Annotated in this window: 24 protein-coding genes; 10 read left to right on the forward strand and 14 right to left on the reverse strand. The window is 68.3% G+C overall.

Translation table 11 applies throughout. The features are described from left to right. Positions 1-19 precede the first annotated feature (19 nt). Positions 20-643 (forward strand): response regulator transcription factor, encoded by a 624-nt coding sequence (locus tag AC0IZJ_RS11630; protein WP_471849786.1) that lies wholly within the window; start codon positions 20-22, stop codon positions 641-643. On the opposite strand, the gene xdhB is transcribed toward AC0IZJ_RS11630, so the two are convergent. Then, a complete protein-coding gene (xdhB, locus tag AC0IZJ_RS11635) occupies positions 640-2,961 on the reverse strand; it encodes a xanthine dehydrogenase molybdopterin binding subunit (RefSeq protein WP_471849788.1) in 2,322 nt (773 codons plus the stop codon). The genes AC0IZJ_RS11630 and xdhB overlap by 4 nt on opposite strands. Further along, positions 2,958-4,436: a xanthine dehydrogenase small subunit gene (xdhA, locus tag AC0IZJ_RS11640; RefSeq protein ID WP_471849790.1), complete on the reverse strand. Its 1,479-nt coding sequence runs from the start codon at positions 4,434-4,436 to the stop codon at positions 2,958-2,960. The genes xdhB and xdhA overlap by 4 nt, the downstream gene beginning before the upstream one ends. Positions 4,437-4,475: 39 nt before the next feature. Between xdhA and guaD the strand changes: the two genes are divergently transcribed. Then, positions 4,476-5,783, forward strand: coding sequence for a guanine deaminase (guaD, locus tag AC0IZJ_RS11645; RefSeq protein WP_471849792.1), 1,308 nt, complete (start codon positions 4,476-4,478; stop codon positions 5,781-5,783). A 99-nt stretch (positions 5,784-5,882) separates the two neighbouring features. Continuing rightward, a complete protein-coding gene (locus AC0IZJ_RS11650) occupies positions 5,883-6,074 on the forward strand; it encodes a hypothetical protein (protein WP_471849794.1) in 192 nt (63 codons plus the stop codon). A gap of 70 nt (positions 6,075-6,144) precedes the next feature. Here the strand turns inward: AC0IZJ_RS11650 and AC0IZJ_RS11655 are convergent, their stop codons facing one another. The 3 genes from AC0IZJ_RS11655 to AC0IZJ_RS11665 all read right to left on the reverse strand — a co-directional run bounded on the left by AC0IZJ_RS11655 (position 6,145) and on the right by AC0IZJ_RS11665 (position 9,057). Further along, on the reverse strand, positions 6,145-7,803 hold the full coding sequence (locus AC0IZJ_RS11655; RefSeq protein ID WP_471849796.1) for a methyl-accepting chemotaxis protein: 1,659 nt from the start codon (positions 7,801-7,803) through the stop codon (positions 6,145-6,147). Positions 7,804-7,828: 25 nt separating this feature from the next. After that, positions 7,829-8,308, reverse strand: coding sequence for a chemotaxis protein CheW (locus tag AC0IZJ_RS11660; RefSeq protein WP_471849798.1), 480 nt, complete (start codon positions 8,306-8,308; stop codon positions 7,829-7,831). A gap of 194 nt (positions 8,309-8,502) precedes the next feature. Continuing rightward, positions 8,503-9,057, reverse strand: coding sequence for an NUDIX hydrolase (locus AC0IZJ_RS11665; protein WP_471849800.1), 555 nt, complete (start codon positions 9,055-9,057; stop codon positions 8,503-8,505). A gap of 33 nt (positions 9,058-9,090) precedes the next feature. Here AC0IZJ_RS11665 and maiA point away from each other — a divergent pair, with 33 nt between their 5' ends. Both maiA and AC0IZJ_RS11675 read left to right on the forward strand, forming a co-directional pair. After that, complete coding sequence (gene maiA / locus AC0IZJ_RS11670) at positions 9,091-9,726, forward strand: maleylacetoacetate isomerase (RefSeq protein WP_471850015.1); 636 nt, start codon at positions 9,091-9,093, stop codon at positions 9,724-9,726. Further along, on the forward strand, positions 9,716-10,441 hold the full coding sequence (locus AC0IZJ_RS11675; RefSeq protein WP_471849802.1) for a purine nucleoside phosphorylase YfiH/LACC1 family protein: 726 nt from the start codon (positions 9,716-9,718) through the stop codon (positions 10,439-10,441). Before maiA ends, AC0IZJ_RS11675 begins: the two co-directional genes overlap by 11 nt. Here AC0IZJ_RS11675 and AC0IZJ_RS11680 read toward each other — a convergent pair. Further along, complete coding sequence (locus AC0IZJ_RS11680) at positions 10,364-10,636, reverse strand: hypothetical protein (RefSeq protein WP_471849804.1); 273 nt, start codon at positions 10,634-10,636, stop codon at positions 10,364-10,366. The two genes, AC0IZJ_RS11675 and AC0IZJ_RS11680, sit on opposite strands and share 78 nt — an antisense overlap. Before the next feature lie 139 nt (positions 10,637-10,775). Here AC0IZJ_RS11680 and phaC point away from each other — a divergent pair, with 139 nt between their 5' ends. The 4 genes from phaC to AC0IZJ_RS11700 all read left to right on the forward strand — a co-directional run bounded on the left by phaC (position 10,776) and on the right by AC0IZJ_RS11700 (position 16,716). Then, positions 10,776-12,473 carry a class I poly(R)-hydroxyalkanoic acid synthase gene (phaC, locus tag AC0IZJ_RS11685; RefSeq protein WP_471849806.1) on the forward strand — a complete coding sequence of 566 codons (1,698 nt, stop codon included), beginning with the start codon at positions 10,776-10,778 and terminating at the stop codon, positions 12,471-12,473. A 22-nt stretch (positions 12,474-12,495) separates the two neighbouring features. Then, positions 12,496-13,680: an acetyl-CoA C-acetyltransferase gene (locus AC0IZJ_RS11690; RefSeq protein WP_471849808.1), complete on the forward strand. Its 1,185-nt coding sequence runs from the start codon at positions 12,496-12,498 to the stop codon at positions 13,678-13,680. A gap of 163 nt (positions 13,681-13,843) precedes the next feature. After that, on the forward strand, positions 13,844-14,581 hold the full coding sequence (gene phbB / locus AC0IZJ_RS11695; RefSeq protein WP_471849810.1) for an acetoacetyl-CoA reductase: 738 nt from the start codon (positions 13,844-13,846) through the stop codon (positions 14,579-14,581). Between the two features lie 194 nt (positions 14,582-14,775). Further along, positions 14,776-16,716: a methyl-accepting chemotaxis protein gene (locus tag AC0IZJ_RS11700; RefSeq protein ID WP_471849812.1), complete on the forward strand. Its 1,941-nt coding sequence runs from the start codon at positions 14,776-14,778 to the stop codon at positions 16,714-16,716. Between the two features lie 18 nt (positions 16,717-16,734). Here AC0IZJ_RS11700 and AC0IZJ_RS11705 read toward each other — a convergent pair whose 3' ends face one another. From AC0IZJ_RS11705 to AC0IZJ_RS11740, 8 genes are all read right to left on the reverse strand, one after another. Continuing rightward, on the reverse strand, positions 16,735-18,642 hold the full coding sequence (locus tag AC0IZJ_RS11705; RefSeq protein WP_471849814.1) for an AAA family ATPase: 1,908 nt from the start codon (positions 18,640-18,642) through the stop codon (positions 16,735-16,737). After that, positions 18,635-18,817 carry a hypothetical protein gene (locus tag AC0IZJ_RS11710; protein WP_471849816.1) on the reverse strand — a complete coding sequence of 61 codons (183 nt, stop codon included), beginning with the start codon at positions 18,815-18,817 and terminating at the stop codon, positions 18,635-18,637. Before AC0IZJ_RS11710 ends, AC0IZJ_RS11705 begins: the two co-directional genes overlap by 8 nt. 338 nt (positions 18,818-19,155) lie before the next feature. Next, positions 19,156-19,638, reverse strand: coding sequence for a DUF2269 family protein (locus AC0IZJ_RS11715; RefSeq protein WP_471849818.1), 483 nt, complete (start codon positions 19,636-19,638; stop codon positions 19,156-19,158). Beyond that, positions 19,635-20,000 carry a DoxX-like family protein gene (locus tag AC0IZJ_RS11720; protein WP_471849820.1) on the reverse strand — a complete coding sequence of 122 codons (366 nt, stop codon included), beginning with the start codon at positions 19,998-20,000 and terminating at the stop codon, positions 19,635-19,637. The genes AC0IZJ_RS11715 and AC0IZJ_RS11720 overlap by 4 nt, the downstream gene beginning before the upstream one ends. Further along, positions 19,997-20,815 (reverse strand): NAD-dependent epimerase/dehydratase family protein, encoded by an 819-nt coding sequence (locus AC0IZJ_RS11725; protein WP_471849822.1) that lies wholly within the window; start codon positions 20,813-20,815, stop codon positions 19,997-19,999. The genes AC0IZJ_RS11720 and AC0IZJ_RS11725 overlap by 4 nt, the downstream gene beginning before the upstream one ends. A gap of 3 nt (positions 20,816-20,818) precedes the next feature. After that, positions 20,819-21,214 (reverse strand): hypothetical protein, encoded by a 396-nt coding sequence (locus AC0IZJ_RS11730; RefSeq protein ID WP_471849824.1) that lies wholly within the window; start codon positions 21,212-21,214, stop codon positions 20,819-20,821. A gap of 21 nt (positions 21,215-21,235) precedes the next feature. Then, positions 21,236-21,661: a thiol-disulfide oxidoreductase DCC family protein gene (locus tag AC0IZJ_RS11735; protein ID WP_471849826.1), complete on the reverse strand. Its 426-nt coding sequence runs from the start codon at positions 21,659-21,661 to the stop codon at positions 21,236-21,238. Positions 21,662-21,729: 68 nt separating this feature from the next. Beyond that, positions 21,730-22,311 carry a GbsR/MarR family transcriptional regulator gene (locus AC0IZJ_RS11740; protein ID WP_471849828.1) on the reverse strand — a complete coding sequence of 194 codons (582 nt, stop codon included), beginning with the start codon at positions 22,309-22,311 and terminating at the stop codon, positions 21,730-21,732. Between the two features lie 116 nt (positions 22,312-22,427). Here AC0IZJ_RS11740 and AC0IZJ_RS11745 point away from each other — a divergent pair, with 116 nt between their 5' ends. Next, positions 22,428-23,246 (forward strand): TIGR00266 family protein, encoded by an 819-nt coding sequence (locus AC0IZJ_RS11745; RefSeq protein ID WP_471849830.1) that lies wholly within the window; start codon positions 22,428-22,430, stop codon positions 23,244-23,246. Positions 23,247-23,289 lie beyond the last annotated feature (43 nt).

Below are 23,289 nucleotides of genomic sequence, written 5' to 3' on the forward strand. Positions count from 1 at the left end.
GCACTTGGGGGATGAAAAGATGAGGGTCTTGCTGGTCGATGCGTTTCCGATGGTGCGTGCCGCGCTCACCGGGCTGATCGAGCGGCACTTCGCCGGTTTCCAGGTGCAGGGTGTCGACAGCGTTGCCGCCGCCCGTACGACGCTTGAGCAAGCCCTGCCGGGTCTGGTGCTGCTGGACCTGCGCATGGACGGCGGCGCCGAGTTGCTCGAGTACATCCATCGCGAACACGCTGCACTGCCCTTGGTGGTCATTTCAGGCACCGACAGCATCGATGACGCCCTGCAGGCCCTGGGCGCCGGTGCGGTCGGCTATGTGCCCGAGCGCAGTGATCTGAGTACGCTGGTGCAGGCGCTTCATCTCGTGCTGGCCGGCGGCACCTATGTACCGACGTTGACGCGTCTGCCCGGCAAACCCGCACCGGAGGCCACGCAGCCACCGCAGGACTGGGCCCATCTGCCACTGACGCCGCGCCAGAAGGCCGTGCTGAATCTGCTGGTCGAGGGCCTGCCCAACAAGCTGATCGCCCGTGAACTCGGCGTCAGCGTCGACACGGTGAAGGACCATGTCGCTGCGGTGCTGAAGGCGCTGGGCGTCAGCTCCCGCACCCAGGCCGTTGTCGCGGCGACGCAAAAGGTCCGTTAAACCCGCACGGCATCTATCGCGTCAAGCACCGCCTCGGCCGTGGCCGGCGCGCGCAGCGGCGGGTCGCAGCGCTCCGGCCCGCAGGCCGCGCAAGCATCCTTGATCGCCAGCAGCGCCGCAAAGCCCAGCAGCAGCGGCGGCTCGCCGACGGCCTTGCTGCGGTGGATGGTTTCGCTGGCGTTGGCCACGCCGAAGAGCTCGACGTTCAACTCGGCTGGGCAGTCGTTGGCGGTCGGGATCTTGTAGGTGCTGGGGGCGTGTGTCGTCAGCAGGCCGCTGGTGGGGTGCCACACCAGCTCTTCCATGGTCAGCCAGCCCATGCCCTGGATGAAGCCGCCTTCGATCTGGCCGATGTCCAGCGCCGGGTTCAGGCTGGTGCCGACATCGTGCAGCAGGTCGGCGCGCGTGATGCGGCTCTCGCCGGTCAACGTGTCGACGACAGCTTCGCAAACGGCGCCGCCCCAGGCGTAGTAATAGAAGGGGTGGCCTTGCAGCTTGACGCGGTCCCAGTGCAGGCCGGGCGTCGCGTAGAAGCCGTCGCTCCAGAGCTGCACTCGCTTCATGTAGGCCGCGGCGACGAGTTCACAGAACGCCAAACTCTGACCGCCGCCGCTGACCTGGCCAGCTTCAAAAGCAACGAGTTCGGGCGGGCAGCCGAAGCGTTCAGCGGCCAATGCCGCGAGCCTCAGCCTGCTCTTGCGCGCGGCATCCTGCGCCGCCTTGCCGTTGAGGTCGCTGCCGGTGGATGCGGCCGTGGCCGAGGTGTTGGCGACCTTGCTCGTGTCCGTCGCCGAGCAGCGCACCGACGCCAGAGGCAGGCCCAGCTCATGCGCCACGACCTGGGCGACCTTGGTGTTGAGTCCCTGGCCCATCTCCGTGCCGCCATGGTTCACGAGCACCGAACCATCGGTGTAGACATGCACCAGCGCGCCGGCCTGGTTCAGGTGGACGACGTTGAAAGAGATGCCGAACTTGACCGGCGTGAAGGCCAGGCCCTTCTTGAGCACCGGGCTCGATGCGTTGAACGCGGCGATCTCGGCGCGGCGTTCGGCGTAGCGGCTGCTGGCCAGCAGTTGGGCCGTCAGCGGCTGGGCGTGCAGCTCCTCAACCTGCTGGCCGTAGGGCGTCACATCGCGGCCTGGTGCGTAGAAGTTGCGGTGGCGAACTTCGGTCCCGTCCAGCCCCAGCTGGCGCGCGATGCCGTCCAGGATCATCTCGACGGCGATGGCGCCCTGCGGCCCGCCAAAGCCGCGGAAGGCGGTGTTGCTCTGCGTGTTCGTCTTTGCGCAGTAGCCGTGCATGGCGATGTGCGGCAGCCAGTAGGCATTGTCGAAATGGCAGAGCGCGCGGGCCATCACCGGCGCGGACAGGTCGGCGCTGTGGCCGGCGTTGGCGATCAGGTCGACGTCCGCCGCGACGATGCGGCCTTGGCTGTCGAAGCCCACGTCCCAGCGGTAGTCGAAGCCATGGCGGCGGCCGGTGATGAGGAAGTCGTCGTCGCGGTCCACGCGCAGCTTGACGGGCCGCTTCAGCTTCAGCGCGGCGATGGCCGCGACGCAGGCGAACACCGCCGACTGCGATTCCTTGCCGCCGAAGCCGCCACCCATGCGCCGGCATTGCACGACGACGCGGTGGGCCGGCCAGCCCAGGGCGTGCGAGACGAGCTGCTGCATCTCGCTGGGGTGCTGCGTCGAGCAGTGCACGAGGATGCCGTCGCCGCCTTCCTGCGGTACGGCCAGGCTGATCTGGCCCTCCAGGTAGAACTGTTCCTGCCCGCCCAGGCTCCACGTGCCCTGCAGGCGGTGCGGCGCGACGGCGAGATGCTCGGCCGGCTCGCCGCGTGTCAGGTGCATGGGCGGCAGCACGTACTGCCCGAGCGCGTGGGCTTCGAGCGCCGTCAGCACCGGTGGCAGCGGTTCGGCCTGGATGACTTGCTTCGCCAGCCCGGCCGCGCGCCGCGCCAGCTCGCGGTCGGTCGCGATGACGGCGAATACCGGTTGGCCGACGTGGCGCAGTTCGCCGTCGGCCAGGATGGGGTCGTCATGCAGCAGCGGGCCGCAGTTGTTCTCACCGGCGATGTCCGCAGCCGTCAGCACGGCGACGACGCCAGGCATCCTGCGGATGCGCTCGAGGTCAATGCCCAGCAGCTTGCCATGGGCGATGGGCGACAGGCCCAGCGCCGTGTGCAGCGTGCCGGCGGGCTCGGGGAGGTCGTCTGTGTAGGGCGCGGCGCCGCTGACGTGCAGGTGGGCCGACTCATGCGGCAGCGACTGGCCGACCACGGGTTGCAAGGCCGGCAGGGCTTCAGGCTTGTTCATGCTGCCAGCCTCGCCGTGCGCCACACGGTCACCGTACGCCTGTCCAGGCTTTCCAGCCAGAGCTTGCGCAGCAGGTTCTGTGCAACCTTCATCCGGTAGCGGTCAGACGCGCGCACGTCGGACATGGGCTTGAAATCATTCACCAGCGCGATGGCTGCGGCCTCGGCGGTCGCTTTGACCCAGGGCTGCCCCACGACAGCGGCCTCGGCCCCGGTCGCGCGCTTGACGATGGCCGCCATGCCGCCAAACACGAAGCGGGCCTGCTGCACGCTGCCATTGCGCAGCTGCAGCGCCAGCACGGCGCAGACGGCGGAGATGTCGCTGTCATGCCGCTTGGAGACCTTGTGCGCCGAGATCGCCCAGCTCGTGTCGGGCCTTGGCACATGCAGCGCCTCGACGAACTCGCCGGGCTGCAGGTCCTTCTTCATGTAGTCGAGATAGAAGTCCTGCAGCGGCAGGCGGCGCTGCTGGCTGCCGCGGCGCAGGATGACGTCGGCGCCGAGCGCGATGAGGGCCGGCGCGCCGTCACCGATGGGCGAGCCGTTGGCGATGTTGCCGCCCAGCGTGCCGGCATGGCGCACCGGCGGCGAGGCAAAGCGCCGCCACAGCTCAGCAAGAGACGGCGCCAGTTCGGTCAGCGCGGCCCAGGCATCTTCCAGTGAGGCGGCGGCGCCGATCCACAGGCCAGGCTGGCCGTTGAAGTCCTCCGCGCGAATCTCGCGCAGCGCCTCGACGCGGCCCGTGTAGATGAGCGCCGGCAGCTCGCGGAACTGCTTGTTGACCCACAGGCCGATGTCGGTCGAGCCGGCCAGCAGCGTCGCCTGCGGGTAGGTCTCGCGCAGCAGGGCGAGGTCGGCAATGCTCTGCGGTGCATGGAAGCGGCTGCCGGCGTGCTGATAGCCCAGCGGCTCGTCGGTGGCCAGCTCGTGCAGCGCGGCGGTGATGGGCTCGCGGTCCAGCAGGCGGGCGGGCACGTCAAACATGCGTTCCCCGGCATCCAGGATGGGCCGGTAGCCGGTGCAGCGGCACAGGTTGCCGGACAGCGCGTCGGCCAGTTCCTGGCGGTCGGGACGCGTGCCGGCGGCTTGGTGGGCCTCATAGCAGGTTGTCATCGTCATGACGAAGCCCGGAGTGCAGAAACCGCATTGCGAGCCATGGCAGTCCACCAGGGCCTGCTGTGCGGGGTTGAGCACCTCCGGCCCGCCCAGGTCCTCCACCGTCAGCAGTGCGCGGCCATCCAGCGTGGGCAGGAACTGGGTGCAGGCATTGACATTGCGTAGCTGCAGCTGGCCCGTCGCGTCCAGCTCACCCTGGATGACGGTGCAGGCGCCGCAGTCGCCCTCGGCACAGCCTTCCTTGGTGCCGGTGCAATGGGCGTGCTCGCGCAGGTACTGCAGCACGGTCGTGGTGGTGGGCAGGCTTGCCACTTCGGCGATCTGGCCACGGTGGAAAAAGCGGATGGGTCGAGTATTCATGCTGGCCTCGATTGTCGAACCTTGCCCCAGAATTGCCATATGAGTTTTACTAACCAGGAAAAATTCGCTGACAGTCCCCGGCGATGGGCGCTGCGGGGCGATCTGCTCGACTTCACCGCCGCACCCGCCTGGGGCGAGACCGACACCCCGGAGGTGCGTTTCGACCGCGATCACTGGCTGCTGATCGAAGACGGCCGCATCGTCGGGCGCCAGGCCGCCGAGCCGGACGCCAGCTGGGCGCGCAAGGACCATGCCGGCCAGCTCGTGCTGCCGGGCTTCATCGACACGCATGTCCACTGCCCGCAGCTGGAGGTCATCGGCTCCTACGGCACCGAGCTGCTGGACTGGCTGGAGCGCTACACCTTCCCCAGCGAATGCGCCTTTGCCGACCCGGCGCGCAGCCGCGCCGGGGCCGAGGTCTTCCTGGACGCGCTGCTGGCCAGCGGCACGACCTCGGCCGTCGTCTTCGCCACCGTGCACAAGGTCTCGGCCGAGGCGCTGTTCGACAGCGCCGCCGCGCGTGGCATGCGCCTCATCACCGGCAAGGTGCTGATGGACCGCCATGCCCCCGACGGCCTGCGCGACGATGTGGTGCAGGCGGAACGGGAATGCACCGATCTGATCCAGCGCTTCCACGGCCGCGACCGCCTGGCCTACGCCGTCACCGTGCGCTTTGCGCCCACCAGCACGCCCGGGCAGCTCGCCATGGCCGGTGCGCTGTGCCGCGCCGACGCCAGCCTCTACATGCAGACCCATGTGGCCGAGAACCGCGCCGAGGTCGCCTGGGTGGCTCAGCTCTTCCCCGACGCGCGCAGCTATTTGGACGTCTACGAGCGCGTCGGCCTCGTGCACGAGCGCGCGGTGCTGGCTCACGGCATCTGGCTGGATGCGCACGACAAGGCGCTGATCGCCGAGCGCGGCGCCCAGGTGGCGCATTGCCCGTCCAGCAACCTCTTTTTGGGCAGCGGTCTGTTCGACTGGCCGGGCGCGCCGTTCAACATCAGCCTGGCGTCGGACGTGGGTGGCGGCACCACGCTCAGCCTGCCGCGCAACATGCTGGACGCCTACAAGGTGCAGGCCCTGCGCGGTGAGCGGCTGACGGCATGGACGGCGCTGCACGCCAGCACGCGCGGCGCGGCCGAGGCGCTGCAACTGGGCGGCGAGATCGGCGGCCTGTCGGTCGGCCAGACGGCGGACATCTGCGTCTGGGATTGGGCAAAGGGCCCGGTTGCCGAGGCGCGCGACGCTGTCGCCCGCGAGCTGCACGAGCGCGTCTTCGCGTGGATGACGCTGGCGGACGAGCGCAACCTGGCCGCTTGCTACGTGGCCGGCCGTCAGCGGGTCTGACGGTTCATCCGGGTCGATCGCCGCTTCGTCACAGGCGGCGTGATCCGGGTGTCGGCGCAGGCTAAGGTGCAGCCAGTCCGTTCAAAAAGGAGCTTTGAGATGCTCGGCTTTCTGCTCTGGTGCATCCTGTTCATCGTCTGCTGGCCGCTGGCCATCCTGGCGCTGCTGCTGTGGCCGCTGGTGTGGTTGATCACGCTGCCGTTCCGACTGCTGGGCATCGCCGTCGACGGTGTGTTCTGCCTGCTACGTGCCGTTGTCATGCTGCCGGCCCGCGTGCTGGGCGGGCGTTAGGCGAGATCGCCGTGTTCATCGACGTCGCAGGTCGGTCGGCTCGCGACGTGAACGCCGGCCGGCAGAGCGCCTAGAACGATTGCCAGGTGGACGCCAATTCCAGCGCAGGCGCCGCCGCCGGCTTCGCTGCGCGCGCGGCTCTGGCCACGACGCGCGAGACAGCGGTCGCGGCGGGGTTCGCGGCGTCCACCCGGAAGACCGCGACGGCAGCGGCCAGCGACTGCGCCTGGTGAGAAAGGCTGGACGCCGCCGCCGCGCTTTCCTCCACAAGCGCCGCGTTCTGCTGGGTGACCTGGTCCATCTGCGTCACGGCGATGTTGACCTGTTCGATGCCGCGGCTCTGTTCGCCCGCAGTGCCGGCAATCTCGCCGATCAGGTCATTGACCTTGCACACCTCCGCCACGATGTCCTGCATGGTCCGGCCCGCCTCGGCCACCTGGCGGCTGCCCGCTTCGACCTTGTCGGCGCTGGCGCCGATCAGCGTCTTGATTTCCTTGGCCGCTTCGGCGCTGCGCTGGGCCAGCAGCCGCACCTCGCTGGCGACGACCGCGAAGCCCCGGCCCTGTTCGCCGGCGCGCGCAGCCTCCACGGCGGCATTGAGCGCGAGGATGTTGGTCTGGAAGGCGATGCTGTCGATGACGCCGATGATCTCGCCGATCTTGCGGCTGCTGTGGCTGATGTCTTCCATCGTGCCCACCACCAGGGCCACCACGTCGCCGCCCCGGCTGGCCGCCGTGCTGGCGCTGGCGGCCAGGCCGCGGGCGGCGCGGGCCGTGTCGGCGCTTTGTTTCACCGTGGCGGTCAGCTGTTCCATCGAGCTGGCGGTTTCCTGCAGGCTGGAGGCCTGCTGCTCCGTGCGGCTGGACAGGTCCTGGTTGCCCGCTGCGATCTGGCCCGACGCGGTGGTCACCGAGTCGATGCCCGAGCGCACCTCGCCCACCAGCTGTCGCAGGGCATCCACGGTGCCGGACAGCGCGCGTTGCAGCTCGCCCACTTCGTCGCCGCGGTCCACCAGCACATCCACGGTCAGGTCGCCGCCGGCGATGGTCCTGAGATCGTCGACGACGCGATCGAGGGGACGGGTCACCGAGCGGGTGACGATCACGCCCGCCGCAATCGCGATGACGATACCCACCAGCGCGCCACCCGTTGTCAGCGCGGTGACCTTGCTGATGGTGTCGATGGTGCTGGCGCCGTCCGTCTCCATGAGCTGCTCCTGGAACGTCGTTAGCTCTTCCAGGCCTTTCTGGTAGGCCAGCTGGCGGGGGCGCAGCTTGTTGATGAGCACGGCCTTCGCGCCCGCCGCGTCGCCGGTCTTCACCAGCGTGATGAGCTCGTCCTGCTCGGCGACGAAGCTGGCGCGCTCCTGCTGCACCTTGTCGAACATCTCGCGGCCGTGGGTCGTGTTCAGGCGGCTGCGCAGGTCGTCGTAGGCCTTGGCGATGCCCTGCCGCGATGTCAGCAGCGCGTCGATCTCCTGGCGGCGCTGGTCCTCACTGTCGAAGATCACCAGGTTGCGCACCACGCGGGCCTGCAGGTTCACGTGGTCGGCGATGTCGTTGACGATCTTGAGCTTGGCGTAGCGATCGTGCAGCGCGCCGTCCATGCGGCTGCCGATATCCGCCAGACCCAGGCGGGTGCCGGCGGCCGTGCCTGCCATCAGAATCGCCACCAGGGCGAAGGCGATGGCCAGGCGGGCGCCGATGCGCAGGTTCTTCAATGCGTTCATGTCTGTGCTCCGGGAGGTCCGTGTCTCAAAGATCGCGCAGCAGGGCGGCGAGGTCGATCAGCAGCAGCAGGCGCTGCCCGGCGGTGGTGTTCAGCGAGGCGATGCCGACGATGAATTCCGCGTCCCACTGACCGCCGAGGCGGGGCTGCGGCTGAACCTGCGCGGGCGTCAGCGAGACGACGTCGGAGACGCCGTCCACAACCAGCCCCACGGTGCGCACACCGAGGTTGACGACCACGGTGACGGTGTCCGTGCCGTTGACCACCGGCAGGCCGAGGCGCTCACGCAGGTCCACGATGGGCACGATGACGCCTCGCAGATTCATGATGCCCAGCACGTCGCTGGCTGCGTTGGCGATTCGGGTGGGCGATTCGTAGCGGCGGATCTCCTGGACAGCCAGGATGTCGATGCCGTACTCCTCGCCGCCGAGCCGCGAGCTGAGAACCTGGCGAGGCGGTGCTGCGGCGGTGACGGCGCTTCGTTCGAGCAGTGAAATTGCGGTCATGTGGCGGCCCTTCCCTGATGTTTGCTGGCCGACGTCAGCGTAGAAGCGCCCTGGTGCCCCGGGCTTGACGCCGATCAATCGGGCGTGCGGGGTCAACCGCAGCGAAACGGCTGCGCTGTCCAATGCGTCACGAAAACAGGGCTGCGCCGTGAGTCGGCGGTGCGAACCTCAGCCGTCGATGCCGACGGCGCCGCTCAGGCGATGTCGATGGTATGCAGGCTCAGCTCACGGCCCGCGCGGCGGTCCTCGAAGAAGCAGCGCAGCGTCTCGCGCGAAGTCTTGAAGGCAATCTCGTCCCAGGGAATTTCGGCTTCGGCAAACAGCCGCGCCTCCAGCGACTCGGGGCCGGGGTTGAAGTCCGGCGAGCGCAGCCGCGCGTAGTAGAAGAGGTGGATCTGGCCCACGCGCACGACGTTGAGCACGGTGTAGAGCGAGCCCATCTCCACGTCGGCACCGGCTTCCTCGTGGGTCTCGCGCAGCGCGCCTTCAGCCGCGGTTTCGCCCAGCTCCATGAAGCCGCCCGGCAGCGTCCACAGCCCGTAGCGCGGCTCGATGGCGCGCCGGCACAGCAGCACGCGGCCATCTTCTTCCCAGACCGGCAGCGTGCCGACGACGTTCAGCGGGTTCTGGTAGTGGATGGCGCCACAGGCCGGGCAGACGGCACGCTCGCGGTTGTCGTCTGGTGGGATGCGGTAGTCCACGGCGGTGCCGCAGTTCGGGCAGTGCTTGAAGCGGCTGGGGAAGGGCATGGCATCGAGTTTAGAGGTCGCAAAATGACGGACATGAAGCTCTACAACTACTTCCGTTCCTCGGCCTCCTGGCGCGTGCGCATCGGCCTGGCGCTGAAGGGGATGGATTACGGATACGAGTCCATTCACCTGGCGAAGAACGAGCAGTTCGCCGGCGACTTCGCGGCGCAGCAGGTCTCGCACCTCGTGCCGGCCCTGGTGCTGGACGACGGCACCTGGCTGAGCCAGTCCATGGCCATCCTCGAATACCTGGACGAGACCCACCCTGAGCCGCCGCTGCTGCCGCGCGACGCGGTCGGCCGCGCGCAGGTGAGGGCGCTGGCCCAGGACATCGCCTGCGACATCCACCCCATCAACAACCTGCGCGTGCTGCGCCATCTGAAACATGGCCTGGGCCACTCGCAGGAGGACGTGGACGCCTGGTACCGCCACTGGATCGCGACGGGCCTGGCCATCGTCGAGCAGCGGCTGGCGAAGACGGCCGGCACTTTCAGCTTCGGCGACACGCCGGGGCTGGCGGACTGCCTGCTCGTGCCCCAGGTCTACAACGCCCAGCGCTTCGAATGCCCGCTCGAGGCCTACCCGACGGTGTTGCGCGTCAACGCCGCCTGCCTGGCCCTTCCCGCCTTCGCCCGCACCCACCCGGACGCCTGCCCCGATGCTGCTTGACCCCCACTGGCTGCGGCCCGACTGGCCCGGCGTCACGGCCTTCATGACCACGCTCGGCCCCAACTTCGGCCGCACGGCAGGCAGCGCCGAGGAGGTGAAGGCCAACCGCGCCGGGCTCGCCGAACTGCTGGGCGCGCGGCCGATCTTTGTGCGTCAGGTGCATGGCACCGACGTTGCCCGCCTGCGCGCCGACTGGGATGACGACAACGCGCCCACGGCCGATGCCGCCGTGTCCACCGACCCGGAACTGGCCGTCGCCATCCTCGTGGCCGACTGCCTGCCCGTGCTCTTCTCGGCGCCCGGCGGCGTGGCGGGCGCGCATGCGGGCTGGCGTGGCCTGGCGGCCGGTGTGCTGGAGAACACCGTCGCCGAGTTGTGCAGCGCCGCCGGCTGTGAGCCGCGCGACGTGAAGGCCTGGCTGGGCGCCTGCATCGGCCCCGAGGCCTTCGAGGTCGGCCCCGAGGTGGTCACCGCCTTTGGCCGCGAACCCGTAGCGCGCGACCAGCCCGGCTTTCTCTACCGCCCCAACCCAGAGCCGCGCTGGCGGGCCAATCTGCCCTTGCTGGCTCGCGAACGCTTGACGTCGGTCAATGTCACCCAAATCAGCGGCGGCGGCTGGTGCACGCTGACCGATGATTCACGCTTCTTCTCGTTTCGGGGGGAGCCCCTCGGCCGGCCCCGCGGGCGCATGGCCGCCTGCATCAGCCTGCGCTGAAGCCTCGGCAGCGCGCCTGCGCCGCCTGCGGCCCGGCGTGCCGAGGATGTAGAGCAGCAGGCCCAGCGGCAGAACACCGTAGAGCAGCAGCGTGACGAGGGCGCCGAAGATCGTGCCCTGCGGGCTGATCGCTTCCGCGGCTGCCATCATCAATGCAACATAGGCCCAGGCGATGGCGACGAGGTACAGGGGCATGATCGGCTGGTCGGCGTGTTGCGGGGTGTGTCATAGGCGCGTCAACGCCCGGGTTTAAAACTTCCGGTCGGCAGGATGTGGCAAGCTTATTGCAATGGACCGGCGAGACCGCTGAAGCGACAGAGTTCCTAGGAGATTCATGGCCACCCGCAAGAGCAACGATGCGTCGCCCGCGACCGAGGGGCAGCCGCCCTTTGCCGACCTGATGCAGCAGATGACGCATCTGCCCCAGATCTCTCCCACCACGCTGGCCGACCTGCAGGCCGAGTACCTGAAGCAGGCTTCGGCCTTGTGGAATGCGTCGCTGGGCCAGGGTGAAGCGCCCGCCATCAGCGACCGGCGCTTCGCGGCGCCGGAGTGGCGGGCCAGCCCGGTCGCCAATTTCGTGACCCAGCTCTACCTGCTCAACGGTCGCACGCTTCAGCAGATGGCTGCGGCCATCGAGGGCGACGACAAGACCAAGGCGCGCATCCGTTTTGCGGTGCAGCAGTTCGTCGAGGCTGCTTCGCCCAGCAATTTCCTGGCGCTCAACCCCGAGGCGCAGAAGCTGGCCCTGGACAGCAAGGGTGAGACGCTGGCGCGCGGCCTGCAGCAGCTGTGGGGCGACGTGCAGCGCGGCCATGTGTCCCAGACGGACGAGAGCGCCTTCGAGGTCGGCAAGAACGTGGCCACGACGGCCGGCAACGTCGTGTTCGAGAACGAGCTCTTCCAGCTCATCGAGTACGTGCCGCTGACGCCGCAGGTCAAGGCGCGGCCGCTGCTGATGGTGCCGCCCTGCATCAACAAGTTCTACATCCTCGACCTGCAGCCTGACAACTCACTGATCCGTTATGCGGTCGCCGAGGGCAACCGCGTCTTCGTCGTCAGCTGGCGCAACCCGGACGAGTCCATCAAGCATCTGGGCTGGGACGACTACGTCGAGACGGGCGCCATCCAGGCCATCCGCGTCGCGCAGGAAATCTCCGGCCAGAAGCAGATCAACACGCTGGGCTTCTGCGTCGGCGGCACGATCCTCGCCACCGCGCTGGCCGTGCTGGCCGCGCGCGGCGAACAGCCTGCCGCCAGCGTCACGCTGCTGACCACGCTGCTGGACTTCGCCGACAACGGCATCCTGGACATCTTTGTCGACGAGGCCTCGGTGCGCCTGCGCGAGACCACGCTGAGTGCCCAGTCGCCCAAGGGCCCGCAGCTGCTGCACGGCCAGGAGCTGGCCACCACCTTCAGCTTCCTGCGCCCCAACGACCTGGTGTGGAACTACGTCGTCGGCAACTACCTCAAGGGCGAGGCACCGCCGGCCTTCGACCTGCTGTACTGGAACGGCGACTCCACCAACCTGCCCGGGCCCATGTACTGCTGGTATCTGCGCCATACCTATCTGCAGAACGAGTTGAAGGAGCCGGGCAAGCTGACCGTCTGCGGAGAGAAGGTGGACTTTGCTGCCATCGACGCGCCGGTCTACATCTACGGCTCGCGCGAGGACCACATCGTGCCCTGGACGAGCGCCTACCGCAGCACCCAGCTGCTCAAGGGCAAGAAGCGCTTCGTGCTGGGCGCCTCCGGTCATATCGCCGGCGTCATCAACCCGCCGCCCAAGCCGGGCAAACCACCCAAACGCAGCCATTGGATTGCCGAAGGTCGAACTGGTGCTACCTTGCCGGCTGAATCCGACGCGTGGTTCAAGGGCGCCACCGAGCATCCGGGCAGCTGGTGGCCGGACTGGTCCGCCTGGCTGGCCTCGCATGCCGGGGAGGCCAAGCCGGCGCCCAAGACGCCCGGCAACCGCAAGTTCAAAGCCATCGAGCCCGCCCCGGGCCGCTACGTCAAGGTCAAGGCTTGATCGTTTTTTTAGGAGACACACCATGAGCCAACAAGACATCCTCATCGTCGCCGCCGCGCGCACCGCCATCGGCAAGTTCGGCGGCACGCTCGCCAAGACACCCGCCAGCGAGCTGGGCGCCGCCGTCATCCAGGACCTGCTGCGCCGCAGCGGCCTGGCGGCTGACCAGATCAACGAGGTCATCCTCGGCCAGGTGCTGACGGCCGGTGTAGGTCAGAACCCCGCGCGCCAGGCGGTCATCAAGTCCGGCCTGCCGAACGGGGTGCCGGCGTTCACGATCAACAAGGTCTGCGGCTCGGGCCTGAAGGCCGTGATGCTGGCCGCCCAGGCCATCCGTGACGGCGACAGCGACATCGTCATCGCCGGTGGCCAGGAAAGCATGAGCCTGAGCGCCCACGTGCTGCCCAACTCGCGCGACGGCCAGCGCATGGGCGACTGGAAGCTGGTCGACACGATGATCGTCGACGGCCTGTGGGACGTGTACAACCAGTACCACATGGGCATCACCGCCGAGAACATCGCCAAGAAGTACGGCATCACCCGCGAGCAGCAGGACGCGCTGGCCTTCGGCTCGCAGCAGAAGGCCGCCGCCGCGCAGGACGCCGGCCGCTTCAAGGACGAGATCGTCCCGTTCAGCATTGCGCAAAAAAAGGGCGACCCCGTCGTTTTCTCGGCCGATGAATTCATCAACCGCAAATCCACCGCTGAGGCCCTGGCCGGCCTGCGCCCCGCCTTCGACAAGGCGGGCAGCGTCACCGCCGGCAATGCCTCGGGCCTGAACGATGGCGCCGCCGGCGTCGTCGTCATGACGGCCGCCAAGGCCGCGTCGCTGGGCCTCACGCCGCTGGCGCGCATCGCGTCGTATGCCTCCGCCGGCCTGGACCCTGCCTACATGGGCATGGGCCCCGTGCCTGCCGCCAAGCGCGCGCTGGAGCGCGCCGGCTGGAAGGCGGCCGACCTGGACCTGCTGGAGATCAACGAGGCCTTTGCGGCCCAGGCCTGCGCCGTGCACAACGAGATGGGCTGGGACACGAGCAAGGTCAACGTCAACGGCGGCGCCATCGCGCTGGGCCACCCCATCGGCGCCAGCGGCTGCCGCGTGCTCGTCACGCTGCTGCACGAGATGGTCAAGCGCGACGCCAAGAAGGGCATCGCCTCGCTGTGCATCGGCGGCGGCATGGGCGTCGCCCTGACCGTCGAACGTTGAACGAAGCATGCATCAACCTACTGCGCCAACCCATGGCGGGCCTGTGCTGCTCGCCGTACGGGTGTACGGCTGCGCTGCTCGACCCACCCTGGGCCGGCTCGCTACGGTTGCTGCACGCCTCGTTTCATTCCATTTTTCAAATCACCACTGAAGGAGACAAACCATGAGCCAGAAAGTTGCCTACGTCACGGGCGGCATGGGTGGCATCGGGACCGCCATCTGCCAGAAGCTCGCCAAGGCCGGCTTCAAGGTCATCGCCGGTTGTGGCCCCAGCCGCGACGCGCAGAAGTGGCTGGACGAGCAGAAGGCCCAGGGCTACACGTTCTACGCCTCGGTCGGCAATGTGGCCGACTGGGAGTCGACGGTCGAAGCCTTCCAGAAGTCCATCGCCGAGCATGGCGCCATCGATGTGCTGGTCAATAACGCCGGCATCACGCGTGACCGCATGTTCCTGAAGATGAGCCCCGAGGACTGGAAGGCCGTCATCGACACCAACCTCAACTCCATGTTCAACGTGACCAAGCAGGTCGTGCCGGGCATGGTCGAAAAGGGCTGGGGCCGCATCATCCAGATCAGCTCCGTCAATGGCGAGAAGGGCCAGGCCGGCCAGACCAACTACTCGGCCGCCAAAGCCGGCATGCACGGTTTCACGATGGCGCTGGCCCAGGAGCTGGCATCCAAGGGCGTGACGGTCAACACCGTCAGCCCGGGCTATATCGGCACCGATATGGTCAAGGCCATCAAGCCCGAGATCCTGGAAAAGATCGTCGCGACCATCCCCGTCAAGCGCCTGGGCAAGCCCGAGGAGATCGGCTCCATCGTCGTCTGGCTGGCCAGCGAGGATTCGGGCTTCTCGACCGGCGCGGACTTCTCCTGCAACGGCGGCATGCACATGGGCTGACGCACCCATCGGGGTGAAGCCACCGCCAAGCCGGCTGCGCAAGCAGCCGGCTTTTTGCTGCCCAGCGCCTGGCTACAAATGCACGCTTGGCGCAGAAACGGACGCCGCACCGCGCAGATGCCCCATTCAAACGGCCGCCGGAGCTGACTACATTGGGCCGCTGATGCCGCTACCCGCGGTTGGGAATGAGTCAGATGAACTTTGTCTTCCTGCCCGCCGTGAGGCTGATGCGCCGCCTGCCGATGGCGCACAAGTTCTTCATCGTCTGCCTGTGCTTTGCCATTCCGCTGGTCTATCTGCTGGTGTCGTTGGCGGGTGACCGCTCGGACGCTCGCGACTTTTCAGCCAAGGAACTGGTCGGCATCGTCCAGCTGCGCCAGGCCAGCAGCCTGCTGAATGCGGCCATGGTGCTGCGCGGCACGTCCATAGGCCTGAGCGCCAAATCGCCTGGCGGCGAGGCCAAGCGCGACGAGGCGCTGCTCAAGTTCAATGCCCAGGCCAAGGCCGTGGAGCAGCTCATTGCTGCCGAGCAGGACCCGCTGGAGCTGGCTCCCGGCCTGGCCGCCACGCGCGACAAGGCCAAGGCGCTGGTGACCCTGGGCGCGGCCGAACCCGAAACCGTCACTGCCGCCGGCTATGCGCTGACCGACACGGCGCTGGCCCTCATCGAGCAGGCGTCCTCCGAGTCGAACCTGGCGCTGGATCCGGATGCCGACACCTACTACCTGATGCTCACCGTCACTGATGCGCTGCCGCGCCTGCAGGACGCCATCGGCCGCATGCGCGCGCTGGGCGCGGCGGCAGCGCAGATGGGCACCCCGCCCTATGGCGTCCAGCAGCGCCTGCACCAGGCCGACACGTTGACCGAGGAATACCTGACCCGCCTGACCGGCGCGCTGACGCGCGTGGCCGCCGCCAACCCGGACGCCGTCAAGGGTCTGGATCTTCAGCTTCCCGACCGCATCCGCAAGGACTTTCGCGAGAAGTTCGGCCAGAGCTTCGTATTGGGCGAGGCGCCCAAGGTCGAGCCGGCCGCCTGGTTCGCGATCGGCACCGAGCAGATCGCCGCGACCGACAAGCTGCAGCGCGCCGCCGAAGCGCGCCTGGCCGAGCTGGTCACCGTGCGTGTCGAGCGCCTGACTCGAGGCCTGTGGATGGCCATGACGCTGGCCATCGTCTTCGTCGCCATCGCCACCTACGCGTTGATCAGTTACTACATGGCCTCGCTGAGCACCTGCGTGGACCTTGGTCGGCGCATTGAGGCGCTCGGTGCCGGCGACCTCAGCGATACCGACGGCTTGGACGGGCGCGACGAGGTGGTTCTCGCCACCAACGCGCTGCGCAACGCCGTCCACCGCCTGAGCGGCCTGGTGCACGAGGTGCGTGCCGGGGCCGAGCACATTTCGACGTCCGCCACGCAGATCTCGGGCGCCAACCGCGACCTGTCATCGCGCGGCAACGCCATGGCCTCCGTCGTCGAGCAGACCAGCGCCAGCACCGGCATGCTGGAGCAGACGGTGGACCACAACATGAGCAGCGCGCGCGAGGCCCATGATCTGGTGCAGGGCGCCGCCGGGCTGGCCGGCCGCGGCGGCGAGATCGTGCGGCGCGCCGTGGATTCGATGGGGGCGATCACCGCCAGCTCGCGGAAGATCGGCGACATCATCCAGGTCATCGACTCCATCGCCTTCCAGACCAACATCCTGGCGCTCAACGCTGCTGTGGAGGCGGCGCGCGCAGGCGAGCAGGGGCGCGGTTTCGCGGTCGTTGCGAGCGAAGTGCGCTCGCTGGCCCAACGGTCTGCCGAAGCAGCCAAGGAGATCAAGACGCTGATCAACACCTCCATCGAGACTGTCCATCAGGGCGAGGCCTACGTCACCCAGGCCGGTGGCTCCATGGGTGAGATCGTGCAGGCCATCCAGCGCGTGGCGGCCATCGTCGGCGACATCACCAGCCAGTCCACCTCACAGGCCGACCAGATCCGCCAGCTCGCTGTCGCCATCCGCGAGGTCGACACGACAACACAGCAGAACGCGGCGCTGGTGGAGGAGACCGCGGCGTCGGCGTCCTTGCTGGAGGACAGGGCGGGGCAGCTGCGGGATGCAGCGGCGAGGTTCAGGACGGCGGAGGCCTGACTCCCGTCGGCTCGCCGGCTACGCACTCAGCCGTTCCCGCCCCGCAATGTCCGCCAGGCGGAAGTTCGCCAGGCTCTGCGCATACGGGTCCAGCGCGTCCTCGGGCCTCGCCAGCGGCAGCCCCACCAAGACTGCAAAGCGTGCCGGCGTGACCTGCCCCTGAGTCATCAGCTCGTCCACCAGCGCCAGCAGCGCGCCGCGATGCGTTTCGATCAGCCCCGTTGCGCGCGCGTGCTCGGCCTGCAGCAGCGCCTCGAGGGGAGCGTTGGTGGCTTCCACGTCGGTGCAGACGTTGTCCTCACTGTCGGCAGACACGTCGATGCGGCCGATGCGCTCGCCGTGGCCGAGGTGGCGCAGCATGCGGGCCGCCGTTTCGGTGGCCTTGCGCAGGTCGCTCTCCGCGCCGCTGGAGCACAGCTCGGGCCCGAAGACCAGTAGCTCCGCGGCGCGGCCGGCAAGGCTGGTGCAGATGCTGTCCAGCAGGTTGTGGCGCGACCAGACCTTGCGCGAGGTGTAGGCGTTGTAGCCACCCTCAAAGCTGGCGACGTGGATCTTGATCTCCTGTGGCGCACGGCCGAAGAGCAGCGCATGGACCAGGCCGTGGCCGGCCTCGTGCACGGCCAGCAGGGCGCGGAAGTCGGCGTTGTTGCGCTGGCGCAGGCGGCTGATCTCGAAGGGTGCGGCGATTGGCTGAGATTGGCCGCGCCAATGCGCGATCAGGCTGCGGCCGTCGGCCGTGAGGCCCACGACTTCGCCGGCGTCAGCGCCGTGTTCGAGCGCCCACAGCGCGGCCTTGGCCAGGCCGGCGCCCAGGATGGCGTGCAGCGACGAGAACAGCGGCCGGGTGCCCTGGGCGGGGAAGACGGCGTTGGCGTAGATCTGCTCGCGCACGGTGGTAGCCAGCTCGAAGCGCAGGCCACAGCGGTCCGCCGTCTCGCGGGCATAGCGGGTGCAGCCTTGCTCGATCAGCTGCTCGTAGGCGCGGCGCGACAGCGACGGATACACCACATGCTCGTTGCCCAGGCGCGCCACCTGCTCGGGCTTGAAGCGCTTGTTGAGTGCCTGCTTGACGTCGATGACGCTCAGTTTGCCCGTCAGCGCGTGGAAGGTGTCCGCGTCGCTGTCGCAGTCGTCCACGCTGGTGGCGAGATCCTCGTACATCTCGTCGAGATTGCCGCAGACGAAGACGAGCAACCGGCTGTAGTCGGTGTCCCACTGCTGCTGGCCGCTCTCGCGGAAGGCGTGCAGGCGCTCCTGGATCTGCTCGGGCGTCCAGGCCATGATCTCCAGCAGCGGCACGTCGAGCTTGAGGGTGCGCCGCAGTTCCTTCGCGTCCCAGCTGCTCAGCTTGAAGCGCAGCCGGGCGTCGTCGGCCTCGGCACGCTCGGCGTCGAAGGCGGCCTCGGCGATGGACGACTCGATGTCGCCCAGCAGCGAGAGTGCGGGTGGCAGGCGGCCGTCGGAGAGCAGGGCCCAGACGTCCTGGTAGCGCTCGACGCGCACCTCGTTGCGCTTGGCGTCGATGGTGCGAAAGCGCTGGAACTCGTCCAGCGCGAGGATGCCGGGCTCGCCCTCGCGCACGCCTGACTGCGCCAGCATGCCCGAGATGCTCTGCGCGCCGCGCCAGCTCGCCCCGTTGGAGAAGCCGTCCATCTGCACTTCCACAAAGCGGTCGTAGAAGCCCAGCAGTTGCGCCAGGCGGCGCACGAGCTGGGTCTTGCCGGTGCCGGTCAGGCCCCACAGGCAGACGATGACGGGCCGCGAGACGAGGCCGGGCAGCACGTACCAGGCGCGCACCGAGTCGATGACGCGGTCGATGATGGCGTCGATGCCGAACAGCTCGGTCTTGAGCTGGGCGGCGACGCCCTGCAGCTGCTGGTTTCTTTGCGCCAGCTGCAAGCGCAATTCATTCTGGGAATCACTCATCCCAATCCTTTCTTCGCAGCAGCGCCTGCAGCGCCACGCGGTCGGCACGGCGCTGGGCGCCGCGGCTTTGGATGTGTTGGCCTGCGCCGCGCAAGCCACGCTGGGCCAATGCGCGCGCCACGGGGTCGCGCGCACCGGGGCTCGTTTCGAGCACCAGCGTCATTGGCTGTTTCATGCGGCGCAGGGCCTTGACCCGGCCTTCTTGCAAGGCACGGGAACGGAGTTGTGCACTCATTTCGGTTCCGAAAAGCAAAAGCCCCGGCTCAAGGGCAGCGGGGCTTTGCTAAGCCAGCGCGGTCTGAAGCCGTATCTGTGAACAGACACGGTCCAGCCGGGGCTCGGGAACCGTGTTCAGTCGATCGTCGAGATGAACAGGGAGGACATAAGAGGGATCTCCGTTTTGCGGGCGCTGTCGTGGGCGCCTTCAGCAAGGGCGCGAATGATGGGGGTGTCGACGCGAGTGCGCAAGCGGCAAGGGCCTGCGTCGTTGCGGCGCGCCAACGGGGCCTGCGGCTAGGGTACGGCCCATAGTGCCGGCTTGTTCACCATCAGGAAGAACACCGCCAGCATGGCAGCGAAGGCGGGGTAGCCCAGCCATTCCCAGGCGCGTTGCCAACGCCGGTATTGCACTGACAGCGGCCGGCCCTTTGCCAACGCCGCTTCGACTTCACGTGCCATCTTCAACTGCAGCCACAGCACCGGCAGCCAGCAGGCGCCGGCCAGCGCGTAGAGCAGCACCGATGCCAGCAGCCACGGCGTGGCCAGCGACCAGCCGGCGGTGTGCGCGAGCCAGATGCCGGTGATTGGCTGCACGATCACTGCGGGTGTCGTGAACCACAGGTCGGCACGCACGACGAGTCGGGCGACGACGGCGCGGGCTTCAAGGCTGGCGCTGCGGTTGGCGAAGAACAGGTAGAAGGCCGAGCCGAAGCCGGTGCCGACGAGGACGACGCTGGAGACGACGTGCAGCCACTTGATGAGCAGATAGCTGTTCATGCGCGAGCGTCCTTCTCTGTCATCAGGGCGAGCAGGGCCAGCACCGGCAGGTTCTTCAGCAGCGCGCCGAAGGGATCCAGCCACAGCGCGGGCACGAGGGCCGTCGCCAGCAGCGTCATGCCGATAACGCCGACTGCTGCGAGCCGGTAGGTGAGGGCGCCGGGGCGGAGCAGGAGCAGCAGGCCGATGGCCGCGTCCCACGCGCAGCCGAGCAGCACCAGGGCCAACGCCGCGCCAGCGGAGATTCCGGTGGCCTGCTGCAACAGCGCGATGCCGGCCGCGCCGCCGTCGTGCAGGCTGGCTGCGACCGTGCCCCACCAGAGCAGCACGAGCGATGCGCGGGCGATGTTCACAGGCCTCATGCCCAGGCCCCTTCCATCGCATCGCGCAGTGGCCGGTCCAGCGGTGACTGGGCTTGCGGCTCGGCGCTGTCGTGAGCCAGCAGTTCCAGCGCGGTGCTGCACCAGGGGCCGAATGGGACGAGGTCGCCCAGCCGAGCCGATGCGCGTGTCAGTGCCTGCGGCAGTTCGATGTGGCGGGCCGCGCCACTGCCACGCGCGGCGCGGCGGCGGGAGATCCACTCGGCCACGGTTGCGACCTCGGGGCCGACGGCCGTCCATGAGGCCGGTGGCTGTGGCGAGACCAGCGCCGCAACGATACCGCCGGCCAGGTCTTCGACGCGGATGGGTTGCACGCGGCAGCGCGCCACCTCGGCCGGCAGCGGCAGCCAGGGCAGGCGGGCGAGCAGGTCCAGCATGCGACTGCTGACGCCGCCCAGGCCGACGACGAGGCTGGGCCGCACGATGCAGGCGCGGCCCGCCAGCGCCACCTCGCCGGCGTGCTTGCTGCGCGCATAGGCGCTGACGCCGCCGCACAGCGCCGACACGTGCACGAAGCGTGTGATGCCCGCCGCCTCGCAGGCATCGGCCAGCGCGACGGGTGCGCGGTGGTGCAGCAGGTCGAGCAGGTCGGCCACGCCACCGGCCTGGTCGCGCAGGCAGCCGGCGGCGTAGACAACGCCATGCACGCCGGCCAGCAGCGGCCGCCAGGCTTCGGGCTGGCCCCAATCGGTGACGGGAACCAAGCCGGCCCGAACTGCCTCATGACCCGCCTCGGTGAGCGCGCGACACAGATGGCTGCCGATGAAGCCGCCAGCGCCGATGACGAGGATCTTCATGGCTCAGACCCACCTGTCGGAGGCTGCTGCCGCAGCGATGGGGCCGCGCGGCGCTGCCACTGCGGGCTTGGCCAGCCGCGCCTGCACGGGCGCCCAGACGCGGCGCGTGATGACGGCGATGCTGATGAAGCAGCCGCCCGCTGCCAGCAGCAGGGCGCGATGCACGGCGGCCAGCGGTTCGCCCTTGAAGTCGCCGAACAACAGCGCCAGCACCAACGTGCCGGCAACTGCGAGCACGTAGGCACTGCGCACCCAGAACTGCGCGCCGACGGCGCCCGGCATGGGCTCCACGCACAAGGCGTTCAGCACCGGCACGAGGATGGGCCGGAGATAGCTGATCGCGAGGATGGGGCCGGCGATGGCGATGAACAGGGTGAGGGCGAAATTCAGTTCAGACATGGTTCTCTCCTTGGGTTGAATTCAATTGATGCGGCAGGCGCCATCGGCCGGGCAGGCGCGCTCCTGCACGCGGAAGGCCGTCCGGATGAGCGTGTGCGGCAGCTGATAGCGGTGGCGCACCAGCCAGGGGTAGGCCCGCGCGGCCAGGCGGGCGAACCAGGGCCGGCGCAGCCAGCGGGCGACGCCGTCGAAGCCCGTGGCCTCGTAGATGACGACGAAGGCCGGGATGCCGATGAGCCAGCCGCCGTCGGGCCGGCGGACGTGCATCAGCTTCAGCATCGCGTCCAGGCTGGCGCCCAGCGGTGCCGGGTCGAAGCCGGGCGCGGCAATGTCGACGAAGGCGAGGCGCCCGGCGCTGTTACGCGCCATCAGCAGCGCCATCTCGCCGCTGCACAGCGGGCAGGCGCCGTCGTAGTAGACGGTATGGATGTTGTTGTTGGTTGTCATGGCTGTTATTTCTGTATGAAGAGAAATTAGTGGACAAAAAAAGGGCGTGGAGCCTTGTTGCGCCAGCTTCATCCCATGGGCGGGATCGGCGGGGTGACGGGAAAGACGCTGGGTGCGTCGGCGGCGTCGGCCGGGCGGACGAAGCGCTGCACCTGCGCGCCCAACTTGAGGATCTTTTCCAGCGTGGCGGGCGAGAGCCGCAGCATCTCGTCGCTCCAGCTGCCCAGGGTCTGCATGAAGTCCAGCGTGCTGCGCAGGCGGTCCTGCATGGCGGGCGATTCTTTGTCTAGCGCCGGGTCACGCGACAGCTCGTGCAGCAGCGCCACGGTGGGGTCGAACTCGCGCTCCTTCCGCTCGCGCACGATGGTGCGGAACAGCTCCCAGACGTCGCCGGAAGTCTCGTAGTAGTCGCGGCGGTCGCCCAGCAGGTGGGTGACGCGGATGAGCCGCCAGTTCAGCAACTCCTTCAGGCTGTTGCTGACGTTGGAGCGGGCGAGGGCCAGCGTGTCGGCGAGGTCTTCGGCATGCAGGGGCTGGCCGTGCACATAAAGCAGCGCATGGATCTGGGCGACGCTGCGGTTGACGCCCCAGTTGGAGCCCATTTCGCCCCAGTGGACGATGAATCGGCGGCTGATGTCGGTGAGTTCCATGGCGCAGAGCGTACGCTGGCTGAAATTTCTGTCAATAGAGAATTAGAAGCGTCCGTTGCGCGTCCTGGCTATGATGCCGGCCGTTTTCAGCCAAGTGTGATCAGCAGGAGATGGGCATGGCGATGGATGTAGTGGATTTCGAAATCAAGGGTGCCGAGATGCAGTTCGTCGAGGTCGAACTCGACCCCGGTGAGGCGGCGATTGGCGAGGCCGGTTCAATGATGTTCATGGACGCCGGCATCGCGATGGACACCGTGTTCGGCGACGGCTCGGCCAACCAGGGCGGCGGCTTCTTTGGCAAGCTGCTGGGCGCTGGCAAGCGCCTGGTCACGGGTGAGTCGCTGTTCACGACGGTCTACACCAACAACGGCGCGGGCAAGCAGCGCGTGGCCTTCGCGGCGCCCTACCCGGGCAAGATCCTGCCGATGGATCTGCGCCAGTTGGGCGGCACGCTCATCTGCCAGAAGGATGCCTTCCTGTGCGCCGCCCGCGGCGTGTCGCTGGGCATCGCCATCCAGCAGAAGCTGTCGACTGGCTTCTTCGGCGGCGAGGGCTTCATCATGCAGAAGCTCGAAGGCGATGGCCTGGCCTTCGTGCATGCCGGCGGTACCGTCGTGCGCCGCACGCTGGCCCACGGCCAGACGCTGCTGGTGGACACCGGCTGCGTGGTGGCCTACACGCCCAACGTCAACTTCGAGATCCAGTACGTCGGCAAGATCAAGACGGCGCTGTTCGGCGGTGAAGGCCTGTTCCTGGCCAAGCTGACCGGCCCGGGCGAGATCTGGCTGCAGAGCCTGCCGTTCTCGCGCCTGGCGTCGCGCATCTTCGCAGCGGCGCCGCAGACCGGCGGCGGTGGCCGTGAAGAGGGCTCGGTTCTCGGTGGTTTTGCCGGCGCCGGCATCCTGGGCGGCATCCTCGGCGGCAGCGACGACTGAGTCGCCCCGGTAAACTGGCGGGGTGAGGGCGGCGGCTGCCGCC

It is taken from the genome of Roseateles sp. AC306 (assembly GCF_979253795.1).